Source organism: Bradyrhizobium sp. U87765 SZCCT0048, from assembly GCF_018131225.1.
Classification (GTDB): Bacteria; Pseudomonadota; Alphaproteobacteria; order Rhizobiales; family Xanthobacteraceae; genus Bradyrhizobium_A.
Map to the genome: position 1 here is coordinate 681944 of NZ_JAFCMM010000003.1, position 14346 is coordinate 696289.

Consider the following 14346-nt stretch of genomic DNA (forward strand, 5'->3'; position numbering starts at 1 on the left):
CCATATAGGGATGTCGCTGCGCTTCGCCAACCGCCGCGCTGGAACCTCGAGCCCGCGTAGGCTCTCAGGCCACGGCGTCGAAGCACCAGGCCAGGATTCCCTTCTGCGCGTGCAGACGGTTCTCGGCCTCGTCGAACACGACCGACTGCGGACCATCGATCACCTCGTCGGTGACCTCGTCGCCGCGATGGGCCGGCAGGCAGTGCATGAACAGCGCGTCGGGCTTGGCCAGCGACATCAGCTTGGCGTTGACCTGATAGGGGCGCAGCAGGTTGTGGCGGTGCTCGCCGTCCTTGTCGCCCATGGAGACCCAGGTATCGGTGACGACGCAGTCGACGCCCTTGACCATTTCTTCGGGATTGCTGCTCAGCACGATCGGCGCATTGGTCGCCTTGATCCAGTCGCGGAAGTTCTTGTTCGGCGACAGTTCCGGCGGTGTCGCGATGTGCAGGTTGAACTTGAAGCGCTCGGCAGCGTGCGCCCAGGATAGCAGCACGTTGTTGTCGTCGCCGGTCCAGGCCACGGTGCGGCCGGTGATCGGCCCGCGATGCTCCTCGAAGGTCATCAGGTCGGCCATGACCTGGCACGGATGCGAACGCCGGGTGAGGCCGTTGATGACCGGCACCGTGGCGTGGGCCGCAAGCTCCAGCAGCGCGTCATGGCTGAGGATGCGGATCATGATGGCGTCGACGAAGCGCGACAGCACGCGCGCGGTGTCGGCGATGGTCTCGCCGCGGCCGAGCTGCATCTCCTGGCCGGTGAGCATGATCGGTTCGCCGCCGAGCTGGCGCATGCCGACGTCGAACGACACCCGCGTGCGGGTCGATGGCTTCTCGAAGATCATCGCCAGGGTCTTGCCCTTGAGCGGCTGGTCCCACGCCTGATTGCTGGCCTTGGCCGCTTTCAGGCTCGCCTTGATGGCGACGCCAGCGTCGAGCATGGCACGCAGGTCCGCGGTCGGGAGCTCGGTGAGGTCGAGGAAATGACGGGGCCGCTTGCTCATCACACGGCCTTCTTGTGCGAGGCATCCGCAAGTGTCGCGCAGGCGCGCTCCAGGCGGGTGACGCCTTCGGTGATATCAGCTTCAGTCGCGATCAGCGGCGGCAGGAAGCGCACGACGTTATCACCCGCGCCGACCGTCAGCAGCTTCTCGCCGCGCAGCGCCGCGACGAGATCGCCGCTCGGAATGACCGCCTTGACGCCAACGAGGAGCCCCTCGCCGCGCACATCGCTGAGAATGGCCGGATAGCGATCGACCACCGAGGCAAGCTTCTGCTTGAGCAGCAGCGACATGCGTTTGACATGATCGAAGAAGCCCGGGGCCTGCATGACGTCGAGCACCGCGCCCGCGGCTGCGATCGCCAGCGGATTGCCGCCGAACGTCGAACCGTGCGTGCCCGCCGTCATGCCGGCTGCGGCATCCGCAGTCGCAAGGCAGGCACCGATCGGAAAACCACCGCCGAGCGCCTTGGCGAGCGCCATCACGTCCGGCGTGACGCCGGTCCACTGATAGGCGAACAATTCGCCGGTGCGCCCCATGCCGGTCTGCACCTCGTCGAACGCCAGCAACAGGCCGTGTTCGTCGCACAGCTGTCGCAAAGCCTTGAAGAACGCCAGTGGCGCGCTGCGCACGCCGCCCTCGCCCTGCACCGGCTCGATCAGGATGCCGGCGGTGTGCGGCCCGATCGCCTTGCGGACGGCTTCGATATCGCCATGCGGCACCTGGTCGAAGCCTTCGACACGCGGGCCGAAGCCCTCAAGATACTTCTCCTGGCCACCGGCGGCGAGCGTCGCCAGCGTGCGGCCATGGAACGCCCCCTCGAAAGTGATGATGCGGTAGCGCTCCGGATGCCCCTTGGCCGCGTGATGCTTGCGCACCAGCTTGATGACGGCCTCCATCGCCTCCGCGCCGGAATTGCAGAAGAACACCACGTCGGCAAAGCTCGCCGCGCACAGCCGCGCCGCCACCTTCTCGCCATCCGGGCTCTTGAACAGGTTCGACATGTGCCACAGCTTCGTCGCCTGCTCCTGCAGGGCGGCAACGAGATGCGGATGGGCGTGGCCGAGCGCGTTGACGGCGACGCCACTGGTGAAATCGAGATAGCGCTCGCCGTCGGTGCCATGCAGCCAGACGCCTTCGCCACGCACGAAGGCGACGTCGGCCCGTGCGAATACCGGCATGAGATGGGAAGCGGCGTTGGTGCTCATGACAACCTGAGAGAATGCCTTGAGGCCGGAAATACCGACGGATCGCGCTGCGCGAGCGGCGAGATTGACGATGCCCCTGCCTGGTTTGCTGGTTCCAGAAACAAAACGTGCCGCCTCGCGGGCAGCACGCACCGGCATTCTATTGGCGGGCCCCCTGCTGTCAACTCGGCAGTGATCCCCAAAAGCCGCAGAAAAAGCGGTTTTTGAGGTTTTTAACGTAGAACATGTGGACGCGGCCTGCCCGACTCTTGCGCGTGAGTCACGGCATATTGTAGCGTTTCGGCCGTCGGATACGACATCTCGTGCGGTTGATCTGACTCCTTATCGGTCCTTTGTAGCGGCGTACACGCTCGGTTGCGACCCATGCATCCGGCGAGGGCTAAGGGATTCTGCCAGCACGAATTTTTGAGACACAGGCCGTCGCCAACCGGCTCGTCCGGGGTGGCGCGACACGAAGGGATACACTGCGATGACGGTAATGGGTTGGACCGACGATCGCGTCGAGCAGTTGAAAAAACTCTGGGAAGCCGGCCTCTCCGCCAGCCAGATCGCGGCGGAACTCGGCAATATTACCCGCAACGCTGTCATCGGTAAGGTCCACAGGCTCGGCCTGTCGGGCCGTGCCAAGAGCCCGTCCTCGGCGGCGCCGCGCCAGCGTAAGGCGCGCCCGGCCCAGCACATGATGCGGATCTCGCGACCGATGGCCCGCGGCAACACCGCCCTCGCCCACGCCTTCGAGGTGGAAGCCGAAGCCGAGCCCGTCGCCTACGACAACGTCGTGCCGATGAGCCAGCGGCTGTCCCTGCTCGAGCTGACCGAAGCCACCTGCCACTGGCCGGTCGGCGATCCCGGCAGCAACGACTTCTTCTTCTGCGGCGGCAAGGCCCTGACCGGCCTGCCCTACTGCGCCCATCACTCGCGCATCGCCTATCAGCCGGCCAGCGACCGCCGCCGGGACCGCCGGCCCGCAGGCAAATAGGCTTTCTTCATCGACCCGCGGCCTGAAGAGCCGCCTCGTCCCGGCGACGAGGCGGCTTTTGTATGTCCGGACGCAGCGGCTCATGCCACCGTCTCCACCACCAGGAGCGCGTTGCTGAAAGCGTGAACGCGCTCCGGTGTCTGTTTTGGCGCGGTTGCTTCACGCCGACCGGCAACTGCTTCACTCGAAAAGCTCTAGTCGTGCGGGAAGGCGGCGTCGTTGTCCGGCTGGCCGTCAGCCTTGCGCGCACCGAAGTGATCGGCGAGCTGACCGCTGTCGAAGCTGTCGGTGAAACTCTCGCGCACCTCGGGCAACATGCCCTTGTTCCACTCGGTCCATTCCGCGACCATCCGGTCGTAGACGTCACGGTGACGCTCCCTGAGATTGGCGCGTTCGAGCGGATCGGCGACGACGTTGAACAGGAAGGTCTTGTCGAGGATCTTGAGGATCTTCCAGTCGCCATCGCGCGCGGCGCGCTGCGCATTGGCCTTGTAGCGCCAGAACAGCTTGCGCGGCACCGGCGCCGGGTTGCCGGTCAGCACCGGCAGCAGGCTGATGCCGTCGGACGGAGACGCCGGATCCGGCGCACCGCCTGCCGCGGCCAGCAGCGTCGGCAGCCAGTCCATGCTCGCCATCACCTGGCCATGGGTGCGGCCGGGCTTGATCTGCGCCGGCCAGCGGACTACCGCGGGGATCCGCAGGCCGCCCTCCAGCAACTCGGTCTTGCGGCCGGTGAACGGCCAGGTGTTGGAGAAGCGTTCGCCGCCATTGTCGCTGGTGAAGACCACGATGGTGTCGTCGGCGATCCCCTTGGCGTCGAGGGTGCGCAGGACCCGGCCGACCTGGGTATCCATCGCCTGCACCATGCGGCGATAGGTCTGCAGCGTGCCGCCGTCGAAATCGAACAGCGATTTCCCGGCAAGGCGCTGCGACTCCGCTTCGTCGCCAGGCGCCTCCCACGGCCAGTGCGGCGCATTGAAATGCAGGCTGAGGAAGAACGGCTGCTTCGCCCTGGCGTAATCCTCGATCACGCGGACGGCGCGGTCGCCGAACATCTCGGTTGCGTAGCCGACCTGATGGATCGCGAGATCATCGTCCCAGAGATCGTCATGATGGTCCGTGCCCTTGTGCGAATAATAGTCGATCGCGCCGCCACGAAAGCCGTAGAAATGATCATAGCCGCTCTTGAGCGGCCCGAACGCCGGCAGTTCGCCCATATGCCACTTGCCGACCAGCGTCGTGCCGTAGCCGAGCTTCTTGAGCAGCGAGGGAATGGTCGGTGTCTCCGGGGGCAGCCCGACGGTCTTGCCGGCGCCCGCGAGCGGTTCCTCGAGCCCGAGCCGCAGGCGATACTGATAGCGCCCGGTGATCAGCGCGGTGCGCGTCGCCGAACACACCGCCGAATTGGCGTAGGCTTGCAGGAAACGCAGGCCGCCTGACGCGATGCGGTCGATATTCGGCGTCTGCATTTCGGACGGCCCGTAGCAGGACAGGTCGGCATAGCCGAGATCGTCGGCAAGGATGAAGATGATATTCGGTGGCTTTCGCGGCGTCCGCGCAAACGCGCCCTGCTGGCCGAGCGCGAGCGTGACGGACGTAGCGGCCGCAGAGTTGATCAACCTGCGGCGGGTCATTTTAGGCATCGAGACCTCCCATAGTCGCACGGCGGCAAAGCTAGGAGGGCGCGCCGGCGCACATCAATCCCTCTTGCACCGGCGTTCCGGAGGGTGGAACGTGTCCTCGGTGGAAACGCCTGCCGGCCATGGCAGAGGGACGCACATATGGAGCATGACGCCGTCAGAGCCCTGTCGCGGGGCCTCGATGTTCTCGATGCGCTCGAGACATGCGATGGCCTTCCGTTGCGCGAACTGCATCGGCTGACCGACCTGCCGAAGCCGACGCTGCTCCGCTTGCTCGCGACCCTCGAACAGCGTGGTTACGTCACCCAGCGTCTCGCCGATCGCCACTGGCGGCGAACGGTCCGCGGCCGCTCGGGCGCCGCGGATGGACGCGAGCGACTGCTCGATCACAGCGCCGCGGTGCTGCGTCATCTGTGCCGGGATGTGGCCTGGCCGTCGGACGTCGGTGTCTATCGCGATGGCGCCATGGAAATCATCGAGACCACCCGCGCGCTGACGCCGCTGGCGATCGCGCCGGTACCGGTGGGACTGCGGGTGTCGCTGCTCGGGTCGGGGCTCGGCCGCGCCTGGCTCGCACATTGCGAGGACTCGGAGCGTCTTCGGGCCGTCGCCCAGGCCCGTCAGGCGACCGACCGCAACACTGCGCGCTTCGGCGATCGTCGCCAGCAGAGCCTCGAAGCCGTCCTCGAACGGACCCGGCGGAAGGGATATGGCTGCCGGGCGCCGGCAGGCGTAACCACGTCAGCCGGCCAGGGCGACATCGGCATCGCGGTGCCAATCCTCAGTGCCGGGCAGTTGCTCGGCTGCATCAACATCGTGTGGCGATCATCGGCAATGAGCGAAGCATCGTTCGCACGACGCCATCTCTCTCGCCTGCAGCAGGCGGCCCAGGCGATCGGCACCCGCATTTCCGAAGGCCGACCGCCGCTTGGCGCGCCCGCCTAACGCCTTTTCGAGCGAAGCGGACACCGCCTCCCGTGCAGGAAGCGCATCAGCAAAAAAGCTGGAGCGCGTTCACGATTTCACCAAAAGCGAACGCGCTGCAGCGGAAACGGATCACTCGACCTTGGCGAAGCGATCGTCGAGCGCGTAGCCGGCACCGCGCACCGTGCGGATCGGATCCTGATCACGGCCGAAATTCAGGAGCTTGCGCAGACGGCCGATATGCACGTCGACCGTACGCTCATCGATGTAGATGTCGCGCCCCCAGACGCCGTCGAGCAGTTGCTCGCGGCTGAACACCCGGCCCGGATGCTCGAGGAAGAATTCGAGCAGGCGGTACTCGGTCGGGCCGAGGTCGATCGGCTGGCCCGAGCGAGCGACGCGACGCTTGTCCCGGTCGAGCTCGATATCGCCGTAGGTCAGGACCGTGGCGAGGCGCTCGGGGCTTGCCCGGCGCAGCAGACCCTTCACGCGCGCGAGCAACTCCGGCACCGAGAACGGCTTGACGATATAATCGTCCGCGCCGGTCGCAAGGCCGCGCACGCGCTCGCTCTCCTCGCCGCGCGCGGTGAGCATGATGATCGGCAACTGCTTGGTCTCGGGACGGGCGCGCAGACGCCGGCACAGCTCGATGCCAGACAGGCCGGGCAGCATCCAGTCCAGGACGATGAGATCCGGAATGCGCTCCTTGAGCCGCGTGTCGGCTTCGTCGCCGCGCGCCACGGTTTCCACATCATAGCCTTCAGCGTCGAGATTGTAGCGCAGCAGCGTCGTCAGCGCTTCTTCATCTTCAACAACCAGAATGCGTGCACCCATATCGGTTCCTTAAAGTCGTTCAGTTGCCGGAGGTCGCGGTGACGAACGCGGTCATGTCGCCCTTCGGGCGCGGATCCTGCATCTGCTGCCCCTCGACCATGTAGAACACGGTCTCCGCAATGTTGGTCGCATGGTCACCCATGCGCTCGATGTTCTTGGCGCAGAACATCAGATGGATGCAGAAGCTGATGTTGCGGGGGTCTTCCATCATGTAGGTCAGCAGCTCGCGGAACAGCGAGGTACAGATCGCGTCGACTTCCTCGTCGCCCTTCCACACCGCCATCGCCGCCGGCAGGTCGTGCGCGGCGTAGGCGTCGAGCACCGACTTGATCTGCGACTGCACGAGGCTCGCCATGTGCTCGAGGCCACGGATCAGCTTGAGCGGATGAAAATCGTTGTCGAGCGCACTGACGCGCTTACCGATGTTCTTGGCGAGATCGCCGATGCGCTCGAGGTCGGTGGCGACGCGCATGGCGCCGACGATTTCGCGAAGGTCGACGGCCATCGGCTGGCGGCGCGCGATGGTCAGCACCGCACGCTCCTCGATATTGCGCTGCAGCTTGTCGAGCTCGGTGTCGGCGTTGACCACCCGCTGTCCCAGCGCGATGTCGCGACGGATCAGCGCATCGACGGATTCGACGATCTGACGTTCGGCGAGGCCGCCCATCTCAGCGACCAGGCGGGTCAGCTCCTGCAGGTCCTGGTCGAAGGCTTTGGCTGTATGTTCAAAGGCCATCATAATCTCCCGCGCGCGAAGCGCCTCAGCCGAACCGGCCGGTGATGTAATCCTGCGTGCGACGGTCCGACGGCGTAGTGAAGATCTTCGTCGTCGGGCCGAACTCGATCAGTTCGCCCAGATACATGAAGGCCGTGAAATCCGAGACACGGGCGGCCTGCTGCATGTTGTGGGTGACGATCACGATCGTGTAGTCGTCCTTCAGCTCGTCGATCAGCTCCTCGATCTTGGCAGTCGAGATCGGATCGAGCGCCGAGCACGGCTCGTCGAACAGGATCACTTCGGGCCGCACCGCGACGGTGCGGGCGATGCACAGGCGCTGCTGCTGACCGCCCGACAGGCTGAGGCCGTTGGCGTTCAGCTTGTTCTTGACCTCGTCCCACAGCGCAGCGCGGCGCAGCGACTGCTCGACGCGGTTGTCGAGTTCGCTCTTGGACAGCTTTTCGTACAGGCGAATGCCGAACGCGATGTTCTCGTAGATCGACATCGGAAACGGCGTCGGCTTCTGGAACACCATGCCGATACGCGCGCGCAGCAGGTTGATGTCGAGCCCCGGCGCCAGAATGTTGGCGCCGTCGAAATTGACCTGACCGCCGGCCCGCTGGTTCGGATAGAGGTCGTACATGCGGTTGAGGATGCGCAGCAGCGTCGACTTGCCGCAGCCCGACGGACCGATGAACGCGGTGACCTTGTTTTCATACAAGCTCATCGAAATGTTCTTGAGCGCACGCGCCTCGCCATAGAAGAAGTCGAGGTCGCGGATCGCGATCTTGTCCTTGAGCGTGGAGGTGTCGAGCGCCGCGGGATTCGCCGACGGCGGGGTCACGGTTGCCAGGGTCATTAGGTCTTCCTCGATCCGGCGAGCGCACGGGCGGTAATGCTGAGCGCGAGCACTGAAAGGGTGATGATGAGAGCCCCGGTCCAGGCCAGCTTCTGCCAGTCGGCATAGGGGCTGAGCGCGAACTGGAAGATGACGACCGGAAGGCTCGGCGTCGGCGCGTTGAGGTTGATGACGGAGAGCTGATTGAAGAACGGCACGGGCACCGTGCTGAGGAACTGGTGGTTGAGCGCGGTGAACAGCAGCGGCGCGGTTTCGCCGCTGACGCGGGCAACCGCGAGCAGGATGCCGGTGACGATGCCGGAACGTGCCGCACGGTAGGCGATGCGCTGGATCATCAGCGAGCGCGGCAGGCCGATCGACGCCGCCGCCTCGCGCATGGTGTTGGGCACCAGCAGCAGCATGTCTTCAGTTGTGCGCACCACCACCGGAATGACGATCACGGCGAGCGCGATGGCGCCGGCGATCCCTGAGAAGTGGCCCATCGGGCGCACCATCACCTCGTAGATGAACAGGCCGACCACGATCGACGGCGCGCTCAGCAGGATGTCGTTGATGAAGCGCACGATGCTGGTCAGCTTGTCGTGGCGACCGTACTCGGCCATGTAGGTGCCGGCGAGGATGCCGATCGGAGTTCCGATCACGACCGCGAGGACAGTCACGATCAGGCTGCCGATGATGGCGTTCAGCAGACCGCCATCGGAGCCCGGCGGCGGCGTCATCTGGGTGAAAACGTTCAGCGACAGCCCGCTGAAGCCCTTCCAGAACAATGCCCCGAGGATCAGCGCAAGCCACGCCAGGCCGATCGAGGTGGCGATGACCGAGGCAGTGACCGCCATGCCGTTGCGGCGGCGGCGGGAAGCATAGAGCGAGGCGTCCATCAGCCGATCCTCCGCTCGATGCGCAGCAGCATGTAGCGCGCAATGGCGAGCACGATGAAAGTGATCACGAACAGGATGAGGCCGAGGGCGATCAGCGACGACGTGTAAAGATCGCCCACCGCCTCGGTGAACTCGTTGGCGATGGTCGCCGAGATGGTGGTGCCCGGCGCCAGCAGCGAGGCGGCGATCTTGTGGGCGTTGCCGATCACGAAGGTCACCGCCATGGTCTCGCCGAGCGCGCGGCCGAGGCCCAGCATGACGCCGCCGATGACGCCGACCCGGGTATAGGGCAGCACGACATAGCGCATCACTTCCCAGGTGCTGCAGCCGAGGCCATAGGCGGCCTCCTTGAGCACGGGCGGCACGGCCTCGAACACGTCACGGGAGATCGAGGTGATGAACGGCAGCACCATGATCGCAAGGATCAGGCTCGCGGTGAACACGCCGATGCCGTAGGGCGGGCCGGCGAACAGCGACGACAGGCCGGGGACATTGGCGAAGGTCGAGATCAGGCCCGGCTGGATGTGCTGCTGCAGGAAGGGTGCCAGCACGAACAGGCCCCAGATGCCGTAGATGATGCTCGGGATGCCGGCGAGCAGCTCGATGGCGATGCCGATCGGGCGGCGCAACCACTTCGGGCACAGCTCGGTGAGGAACATCGCGATCAGCAGGCCGAACGGCACTGCGATCAGCATCGCCACGAACGAGGTGACGAGCGTGCCGTAGATCGGAGCCAGCGCACCGAACTTCTCGGTGACCGGATTCCAGCTCTCAGACACCACGAAATCGAAGCCGAACTCGCGCAGCGCCGGCAGCGAGCCGGCGACCAGCGCGATGATCACGCCGCCGAGCAGCGCGAGCACCAGCATCGCCGCGCTGCGCGTCAGGATGCGGAAGATGTCGTCGCTGAGCCGCAACCTGTCCAGCGCGCGGGCGCGCTCCTTGACGTCCTGTCGTGCGCTCACGCTCTGACCACCCAACGCCATGTCAACCACGGGCCGCCTCCTGGCGAATGTCATGACAACCCTCCGGCGGCATCGGCCGCGTGAGGAGTGCCGATGTTCCCATCGCCTGCCGACGGGAACAGGAATTTCAACACATCAGTCCGGAAAGAAAAACGGTGGGGAAGCGCGAACCTCCCCACCGCTGAAACCTCAGTTCGAGGCCGAGAACAGCGCCTTGCCGGAGCCGTCCTTGATGTCGTTGGCCCAGACCTTCTGGATCGACTTGATGACGTTGGCCGGCATCGGCACGTAGTCGAGTTCCTGAGCCGCAGCGCCGCCCTTGGCATAGGCCCAGGCGAAGAACTTCAGCGCTTCGGTCGCGGCCGCGGCGTCCTGCGGCTGCTTGTGGATCAGGATGAAGGTGGCGCTCGAGATCGGCCAGGAGGCGTCGCCCGGCTCGTTGGTCAGGATCACGCCGAAGCCCGGGGTGCCTTCCCAGTTGGCATTCGCCGCCGCGGCGGTGAATGCTTCAACGGTCGGCGCAACGGTCTTGCCGGCGGTGTTGATCAGCTTGGTGAAGGTCAGCTTGTTCTGCTTGGCGTAGGCGTACTCGACGTAACCGATCGAACCCTTGGTCTGCGCGACGTTGTTGGCAACGCCCTCGTTGCCCTTGGCGCCGAGGCCGGTCGGCCACTCGACGGCGGTGTTGGCGCCGACCTTGCTCTTCCAGTCCGGGCTCACCTTGGAGAGATAGTCGGTGAACACGAAGGTGGTGCCCGAGCCGTCCGAACGATGCACGACGACGATCGCCTGCGACGGCAGCTTGGCCGACGGGTTCAGCTTCTTGATCGCCGCGTCATCCCAGGTCTTCACTTCGCCCTGGAAGATCTTGGCGAGGGTCACGCCGTCGAGCACCAGCTCACCGGCGGCGACGCCGTCGAGGTTCACGACCGGAACCACGCCGCCCATGACGGTCGGGAACTGGACGAGGCCATGCTTCTCGAGCTCTTCGCCCTTGAGCGGCATGTCGGTGGCGCCGAAGGTGACGGTCTTGGCCTGGATCTGCTTGATGCCGCCGCCCGAGCCGATGGACTGATAGTTCAGCCCGTTGCCGGTTTCCTTCTTATAGGCATCCGCCCACTTGGCGTAGATCGGATACGGGAAGGTCGCGCCCGCGCCGGAAATGTCCACGGCAAGGGCCGGCAGCGTCGAGACGGCAACAACGCCGGCAGCGACGATCGCTTTGATGAAATTCACGGGATCTCTCCATCGTTTGAGCGGGGCGCAATCGCGTTCGATCATCACCCTCGGCGGCTTCTTAGGAGCCGGCGTTGAGAGTTTTATGAGGGTTTAATGACACTCATGTGACACCCTCAACCCCTTGAAAAGGCGGGTGTTTACGTATTCTGCGCGGTTTTCGTCTGGGGAAAACAGGCGGTAAAAGTCGCGCCCTTGGCGGGCACGCTCTCGATCAGCAGACGGCCGCGATGACGGTTAAGAATGTGTTTTACCAAGGATAATCCGAGCCCGGTGCCACCCTGGTTGCGGCTGTCGCCGACATCCACCCGGTAGAAGCGCTCGGTCAGCCGCGGCAGGTGTTCGGGGGCGATGCCGGGACCGAAATCCCGCACCAGAACCCGCACCTCGGGGGCGCCATCGGTCGAATTCGCCATTACCAGCGACACGATGACACGGCCACCGGAGGCGCCGTATTTCAGGGCGTTCTCGATCAGGTTCTCGAACAGCCGCAGCAGCTCCTCGCGGTCGCCGGCAATGGCGATCGGCAGGGTCGGCAGGTCGACCTCGATGGCCACCTGGCGCTCCTTGGCCAGAGACTCCAGGCCATCCACCACCTGGCGGATGATGGTGACGATATCCACCGAAGTGTCCGGGCGGACATGGGCGCTGAGCTCGACCCGCGACAGCGACAAGAGGTCGTCGATCAGGCGGGCCATGCGCGTCGCCTGGGCATGCATGATGGCGAGGAAACGCTCGCGCGCCTTTGGATCTTCACGCGCCGGCCCCTGCAGGGTGTCGATGAAGCCGGACAGCGCCGCCAATGGCGTGCGCAGCTCATGGCTGGCGTTGGCGACGAAGTCGGCACGCATCTCCTCGACCCGGCGCAGCGGCGTCTGGTCGTGGAAAGTCATCAGCATGCAGTAGTCGGAGCCGCCGAACGCGGTCGGCACGGCGATCGGGGTGACGATCAGCTCCATCCAGCGATCGACGGGAACATGATCGAGATAGGTGGTGCGCTTGGGTTCGGCGGTGGCAATCGCCTGGCGCAGCGCCGTGATGATCTCCGGCGAGCGCAGCGCGAACTGCGCCAGTTCGCCCTTGCGCAGCGCCGGCGCGAGCTGGCCTGCCGCCGTGTTGAAATGCAGCACCCGTCCGGCCCGGTCGAGCAGCACCGCCGGGTCGGGCATGCCCTCGACAACGGCACGCACCACTGGCGTCTCGACCGGAACCGCGCCGACGCCCTCGCCGCGTGCCTGCTCGGCATCGTGCAGCCGCCAGGGGATCAGCGCGCCGGCGACCAGGCAGACGAACACCGCAAGCGCCCGCGGAAAGGAAACGTCGCCGAACACCACAAGCGCCCCGAGCGCCAGCGCCCCGGCCACCAGGATAATGGCGGCCCGGCGCAGCCGTTCCGACCATTGCGACATCAGGGGAGAAGGGGTGGTCCGGCCAGACAGGCCCAGGTCGCGGTCCCGCTCGGTCTGGTCAGATGCCGCCATCACCCTGGTCCCGCAAAATCTGTGGCCTCTGCTTGGCTGTTTCGTCGAGGGTCGCGAAGGCGTCCTGCACCTTCTTGTTGCGCGCCCCTACGATGACCTCCCGAAGCGTCAGGAGCGTGACAGCCAGCACGAACGGCACCAGGTAATAGAGGACACGGAACAACAGCATGCCGGCCAGCAGCTCTTCCTTGTCGAACTGCCACAGCCCGATCAGCATCGCGGCATCGAACACCCCGAGGCCACCCGGCGAGTGCGATGCGAAGCCGAGCAGCGTCGCGGACACGAAAATGACCGCGACCACGATGAAACCGACATGGGGCTCGTCCGGCAGCAGGATGAACATCGCCAGCGCGCAGAACCCGAGATCAATGATGCCGATGGCGATCTGCAGCAGCGTCAGCGGCCCGCCGGGCAACACCACGGTCCAGGTGCCGCGGCCGACCCGGCGCGGCTTGACCCAGACCCAGGCCACGTACCCCACCAGCGCCGCGAGAATCGCCAGCGCGATCACACGGTTGAGCAGCGGCGGCAGCTGGTCGACGGATGCCGCCGCCTCCGGGTGATAGAGCACGCCGATGCCGAGCACGGCGGCATTGCCGAGCCAGAACGTCAGGCCCGCGACGAAACAGACCTTGGCGACGTCGATCGCCGTCAGCCCCCATGCGGAGTAGATGCGATAGCGCACCGCGCCGCCGGTGAAGACGCTGGCGCCGACATTGTGCCCGATCGAATAACTGGTGAAGCCGGCGAGCGCCGCGATGCGATAGGGCACATCGCTGCGGCCGATGGTCCGCAACGCGAACAGGTCGTAGAAGGTCAGCGTGAAGTAGGCCGCCGCGACGCACAGCCCGGCGAGGAGGATGGCGCGGCGGTCGGTTTCCCGCAGCGCCTCCATCAGGTCATCGAAGTCGAGATCCTGCAGGGAATGGTAGAGAATGTAGCATGCGGTCGCGATGATCGTGATGCTGATCACAATGCCGATTTTTTGCAGGATTTGCCGCTCGCGCAGAACGGCGATCGTTCTGCGTATTGATCCCAGCATCTAGACCTCGAATGCCATCCTCCACGGCGCCGCGGCCCGGGCTTTTGCCCCCGCGCCGCCGCGTCGAAACTCCCCCGGCCCTGCTGTCCTAGCAGAAGCGCCGCCCCGTCGCGAGAGCACATCACGCCAGGGCGCGGCCACCCCTGCTCCGCGGCTCCATCCGGCGCTCACGTGCGGCGTCCCGGGGACGCAAACCACGGCTTAACCACTGCCGCAGGGCTGCGCGAGTGGAAACACGGCACGGTCATTCGTCGGCCTCTGCAGATCGCGCAGGCTGCTGGCGTCATTTCGCCGCGGCATGGCGCGCAACCACCCGGTCGCGCAGCCAGGATCCGACGGCACACCCCACCAGATAGAATGCGAACATGACAAGACCAAGATCGAACCAGTAGCCAGGGCGCCCCGGAATGGCCCGCGCCAGCACCACGGCCACAAACGTGGCGACGATGATCGCGATGCGCCGCATCATCACGCCGGACAACGGCTGGCCGCGATGGACCACGGCAATCCAGCCCATGCAGAAGCCCAGCACCAGCGCGCCCGCCAGCCAGCCCCAGTGAAAGACCGCGAGATAGGCCATCA

General features: G+C 65.6%; 14 protein-coding genes. 2 read left to right on the top strand and 12 right to left on the bottom strand.

Annotated features, from left to right (window positions below; translation table 11 throughout):
• Positions 1-64: 64 nt before the first annotated feature.
• Entirely contained in the window at positions 65-1003 is a 939-nt protein-coding gene (argF, locus tag JQ639_RS21700; protein ID WP_211968329.1) for an ornithine carbamoyltransferase, read from the bottom strand.
• A complete protein-coding gene (locus tag JQ639_RS21705; protein ID WP_211968330.1) occupies positions 1003-2208 on the bottom strand; it encodes an aspartate aminotransferase family protein in 1206 nt (401 codons plus the stop codon). The genes argF and JQ639_RS21705 overlap by 1 nt, the downstream gene beginning before the upstream one ends.
• A gap of 469 nt (positions 2209-2677) precedes the next feature.
• On the opposite strand from JQ639_RS21705, the gene JQ639_RS21710 reads away from it, so the two are divergent.
• Complete coding sequence (locus JQ639_RS21710) at positions 2678-3187, top strand: GcrA family cell cycle regulator (RefSeq protein ID WP_211968331.1); 510 nt, start codon at positions 2678-2680, stop codon at positions 3185-3187.
• A 194-nt stretch (positions 3188-3381) separates the two neighbouring features.
• Here JQ639_RS21710 and JQ639_RS21715 read toward each other — a convergent pair whose 3' ends face one another.
• Positions 3382-4830, bottom strand: a complete 1449-nt coding sequence (locus JQ639_RS21715) for a sulfatase family protein (protein WP_211968332.1) — start codon at positions 4828-4830, stop codon at positions 3382-3384.
• Between the two features lie 138 nt (positions 4831-4968).
• On the opposite strand from JQ639_RS21715, the gene JQ639_RS21720 reads away from it, so the two are divergent.
• A complete protein-coding gene (locus JQ639_RS21720; RefSeq protein ID WP_211968333.1) occupies positions 4969-5772 on the top strand; it encodes a helix-turn-helix domain-containing protein in 804 nt (267 codons plus the stop codon).
• Positions 5773-5883: 111 nt separating this feature from the next.
• On the opposite strand, the gene phoB is transcribed toward JQ639_RS21720, so the two are convergent.
• The 9 genes from phoB to JQ639_RS21765 form a co-directional block, all read right to left on the bottom strand.
• The gene (gene phoB, locus JQ639_RS21725) at positions 5884-6585 is read right to left on the bottom strand and encodes a phosphate regulon transcriptional regulator PhoB (RefSeq protein ID WP_211968334.1); all 702 of its coding nucleotides are present in this window, start codon (positions 6583-6585) and stop codon (positions 5884-5886) included.
• 19 nt (positions 6586-6604) lie between these two features.
• The gene (phoU, locus tag JQ639_RS21730) at positions 6605-7321 is read right to left on the bottom strand and encodes a phosphate signaling complex protein PhoU (RefSeq protein WP_211968335.1); all 717 of its coding nucleotides are present in this window, start codon (positions 7319-7321) and stop codon (positions 6605-6607) included.
• Positions 7322-7346: 25 nt separating this feature from the next.
• Positions 7347-8162, bottom strand: coding sequence for a phosphate ABC transporter ATP-binding protein PstB (gene pstB / locus JQ639_RS21735; RefSeq protein ID WP_211968336.1), 816 nt, complete (start codon positions 8160-8162; stop codon positions 7347-7349).
• The gene (pstA, locus tag JQ639_RS21740) at positions 8162-9040 is read right to left on the bottom strand and encodes a phosphate ABC transporter permease PstA (RefSeq protein WP_211968337.1); all 879 of its coding nucleotides are present in this window, start codon (positions 9038-9040) and stop codon (positions 8162-8164) included. Before pstA ends, pstB begins: the two co-directional genes overlap by 1 nt.
• Positions 9040-10035, bottom strand: a complete 996-nt coding sequence (pstC, locus tag JQ639_RS21745; RefSeq protein WP_371745159.1) for a phosphate ABC transporter permease subunit PstC — start codon at positions 10033-10035, stop codon at positions 9040-9042. Before pstC ends, pstA begins: the two co-directional genes overlap by 1 nt.
• A 159-nt stretch (positions 10036-10194) precedes the next feature.
• Positions 10195-11241, bottom strand: a complete 1047-nt coding sequence (gene pstS, locus JQ639_RS21750) for a phosphate ABC transporter substrate-binding protein PstS (RefSeq protein ID WP_211968338.1) — start codon at positions 11239-11241, stop codon at positions 10195-10197.
• A 140-nt stretch (positions 11242-11381) separates the two neighbouring features.
• Positions 11382-12650 carry an ATP-binding protein gene (locus tag JQ639_RS21755; RefSeq protein ID WP_249123409.1) on the bottom strand — a complete coding sequence of 423 codons (1269 nt, stop codon included), beginning with the start codon at positions 12648-12650 and terminating at the stop codon, positions 11382-11384.
• Positions 12651-12708: 58 nt separating this feature from the next.
• Positions 12709-13764: a lysylphosphatidylglycerol synthase domain-containing protein gene (locus tag JQ639_RS21760; RefSeq protein ID WP_211968340.1), complete on the bottom strand. Its 1056-nt coding sequence runs from the start codon at positions 13762-13764 to the stop codon at positions 12709-12711.
• A gap of 283 nt (positions 13765-14047) precedes the next feature.
• Positions 14048-14344, bottom strand: a complete 297-nt coding sequence (locus JQ639_RS21765) for a hypothetical protein (protein ID WP_211968341.1) — start codon at positions 14342-14344, stop codon at positions 14048-14050.
• Between the last annotated feature and the right edge of the window lie 2 nt (positions 14345-14346).

Bases quoted from the DNA above. Each gene is read 5' to 3' on its own strand.
- argF (WP_211968329.1), bottom strand. From the start codon at position 1,003: ATGAGCAAGCGGCCCCGTCATTTCCTCGACCTCACCGAGCTCCCGACC.
- JQ639_RS21705 (WP_211968330.1), bottom strand. From the start codon at position 2,208: ATGAGCACCAACGCCGCTTCCCATCTCATGCCGGTATTCGCACGGGCC.
- JQ639_RS21710 (WP_211968331.1), top strand. From the start codon at position 2,678: ATGACGGTAATGGGTTGGACCGACGATCGCGTCGAGCAGTTGAAAAAA.
- JQ639_RS21715 (WP_211968332.1), bottom strand. From the start codon at position 4,830: ATGCCTAAAATGACCCGCCGCAGGTTGATCAACTCTGCGGCCGCTACG.
- JQ639_RS21720 (WP_211968333.1), top strand. From the start codon at position 4,969: ATGGAGCATGACGCCGTCAGAGCCCTGTCGCGGGGCCTCGATGTTCTC.
- phoB (WP_211968334.1), bottom strand. From the start codon at position 6,585: ATGGGTGCACGCATTCTGGTTGTTGAAGATGAAGAAGCGCTGACGACG.
- phoU (WP_211968335.1), bottom strand. From the start codon at position 7,321: ATGGCCTTTGAACATACAGCCAAAGCCTTCGACCAGGACCTGCAGGAG.
- pstB (WP_211968336.1), bottom strand. From the start codon at position 8,162: ATGACCCTGGCAACCGTGACCCCGCCGTCGGCGAATCCCGCGGCGCTC.
- pstA (WP_211968337.1), bottom strand. From the start codon at position 9,040: ATGGACGCCTCGCTCTATGCTTCCCGCCGCCGCCGCAACGGCATGGCG.
- JQ639_RS21755 (WP_249123409.1), bottom strand. From the start codon at position 12,650: ATGTCGCAATGGTCGGAACGGCTGCGCCGGGCCGCCATTATCCTGGTG.
- JQ639_RS21760 (WP_211968340.1), bottom strand. From the start codon at position 13,764: ATGCTGGGATCAATACGCAGAACGATCGCCGTTCTGCGCGAGCGGCAA.
- JQ639_RS21765 (WP_211968341.1), bottom strand. From the start codon at position 14,344: ATGGCCTATCTCGCGGTCTTTCACTGGGGCTGGCTGGCGGGCGCGCTG.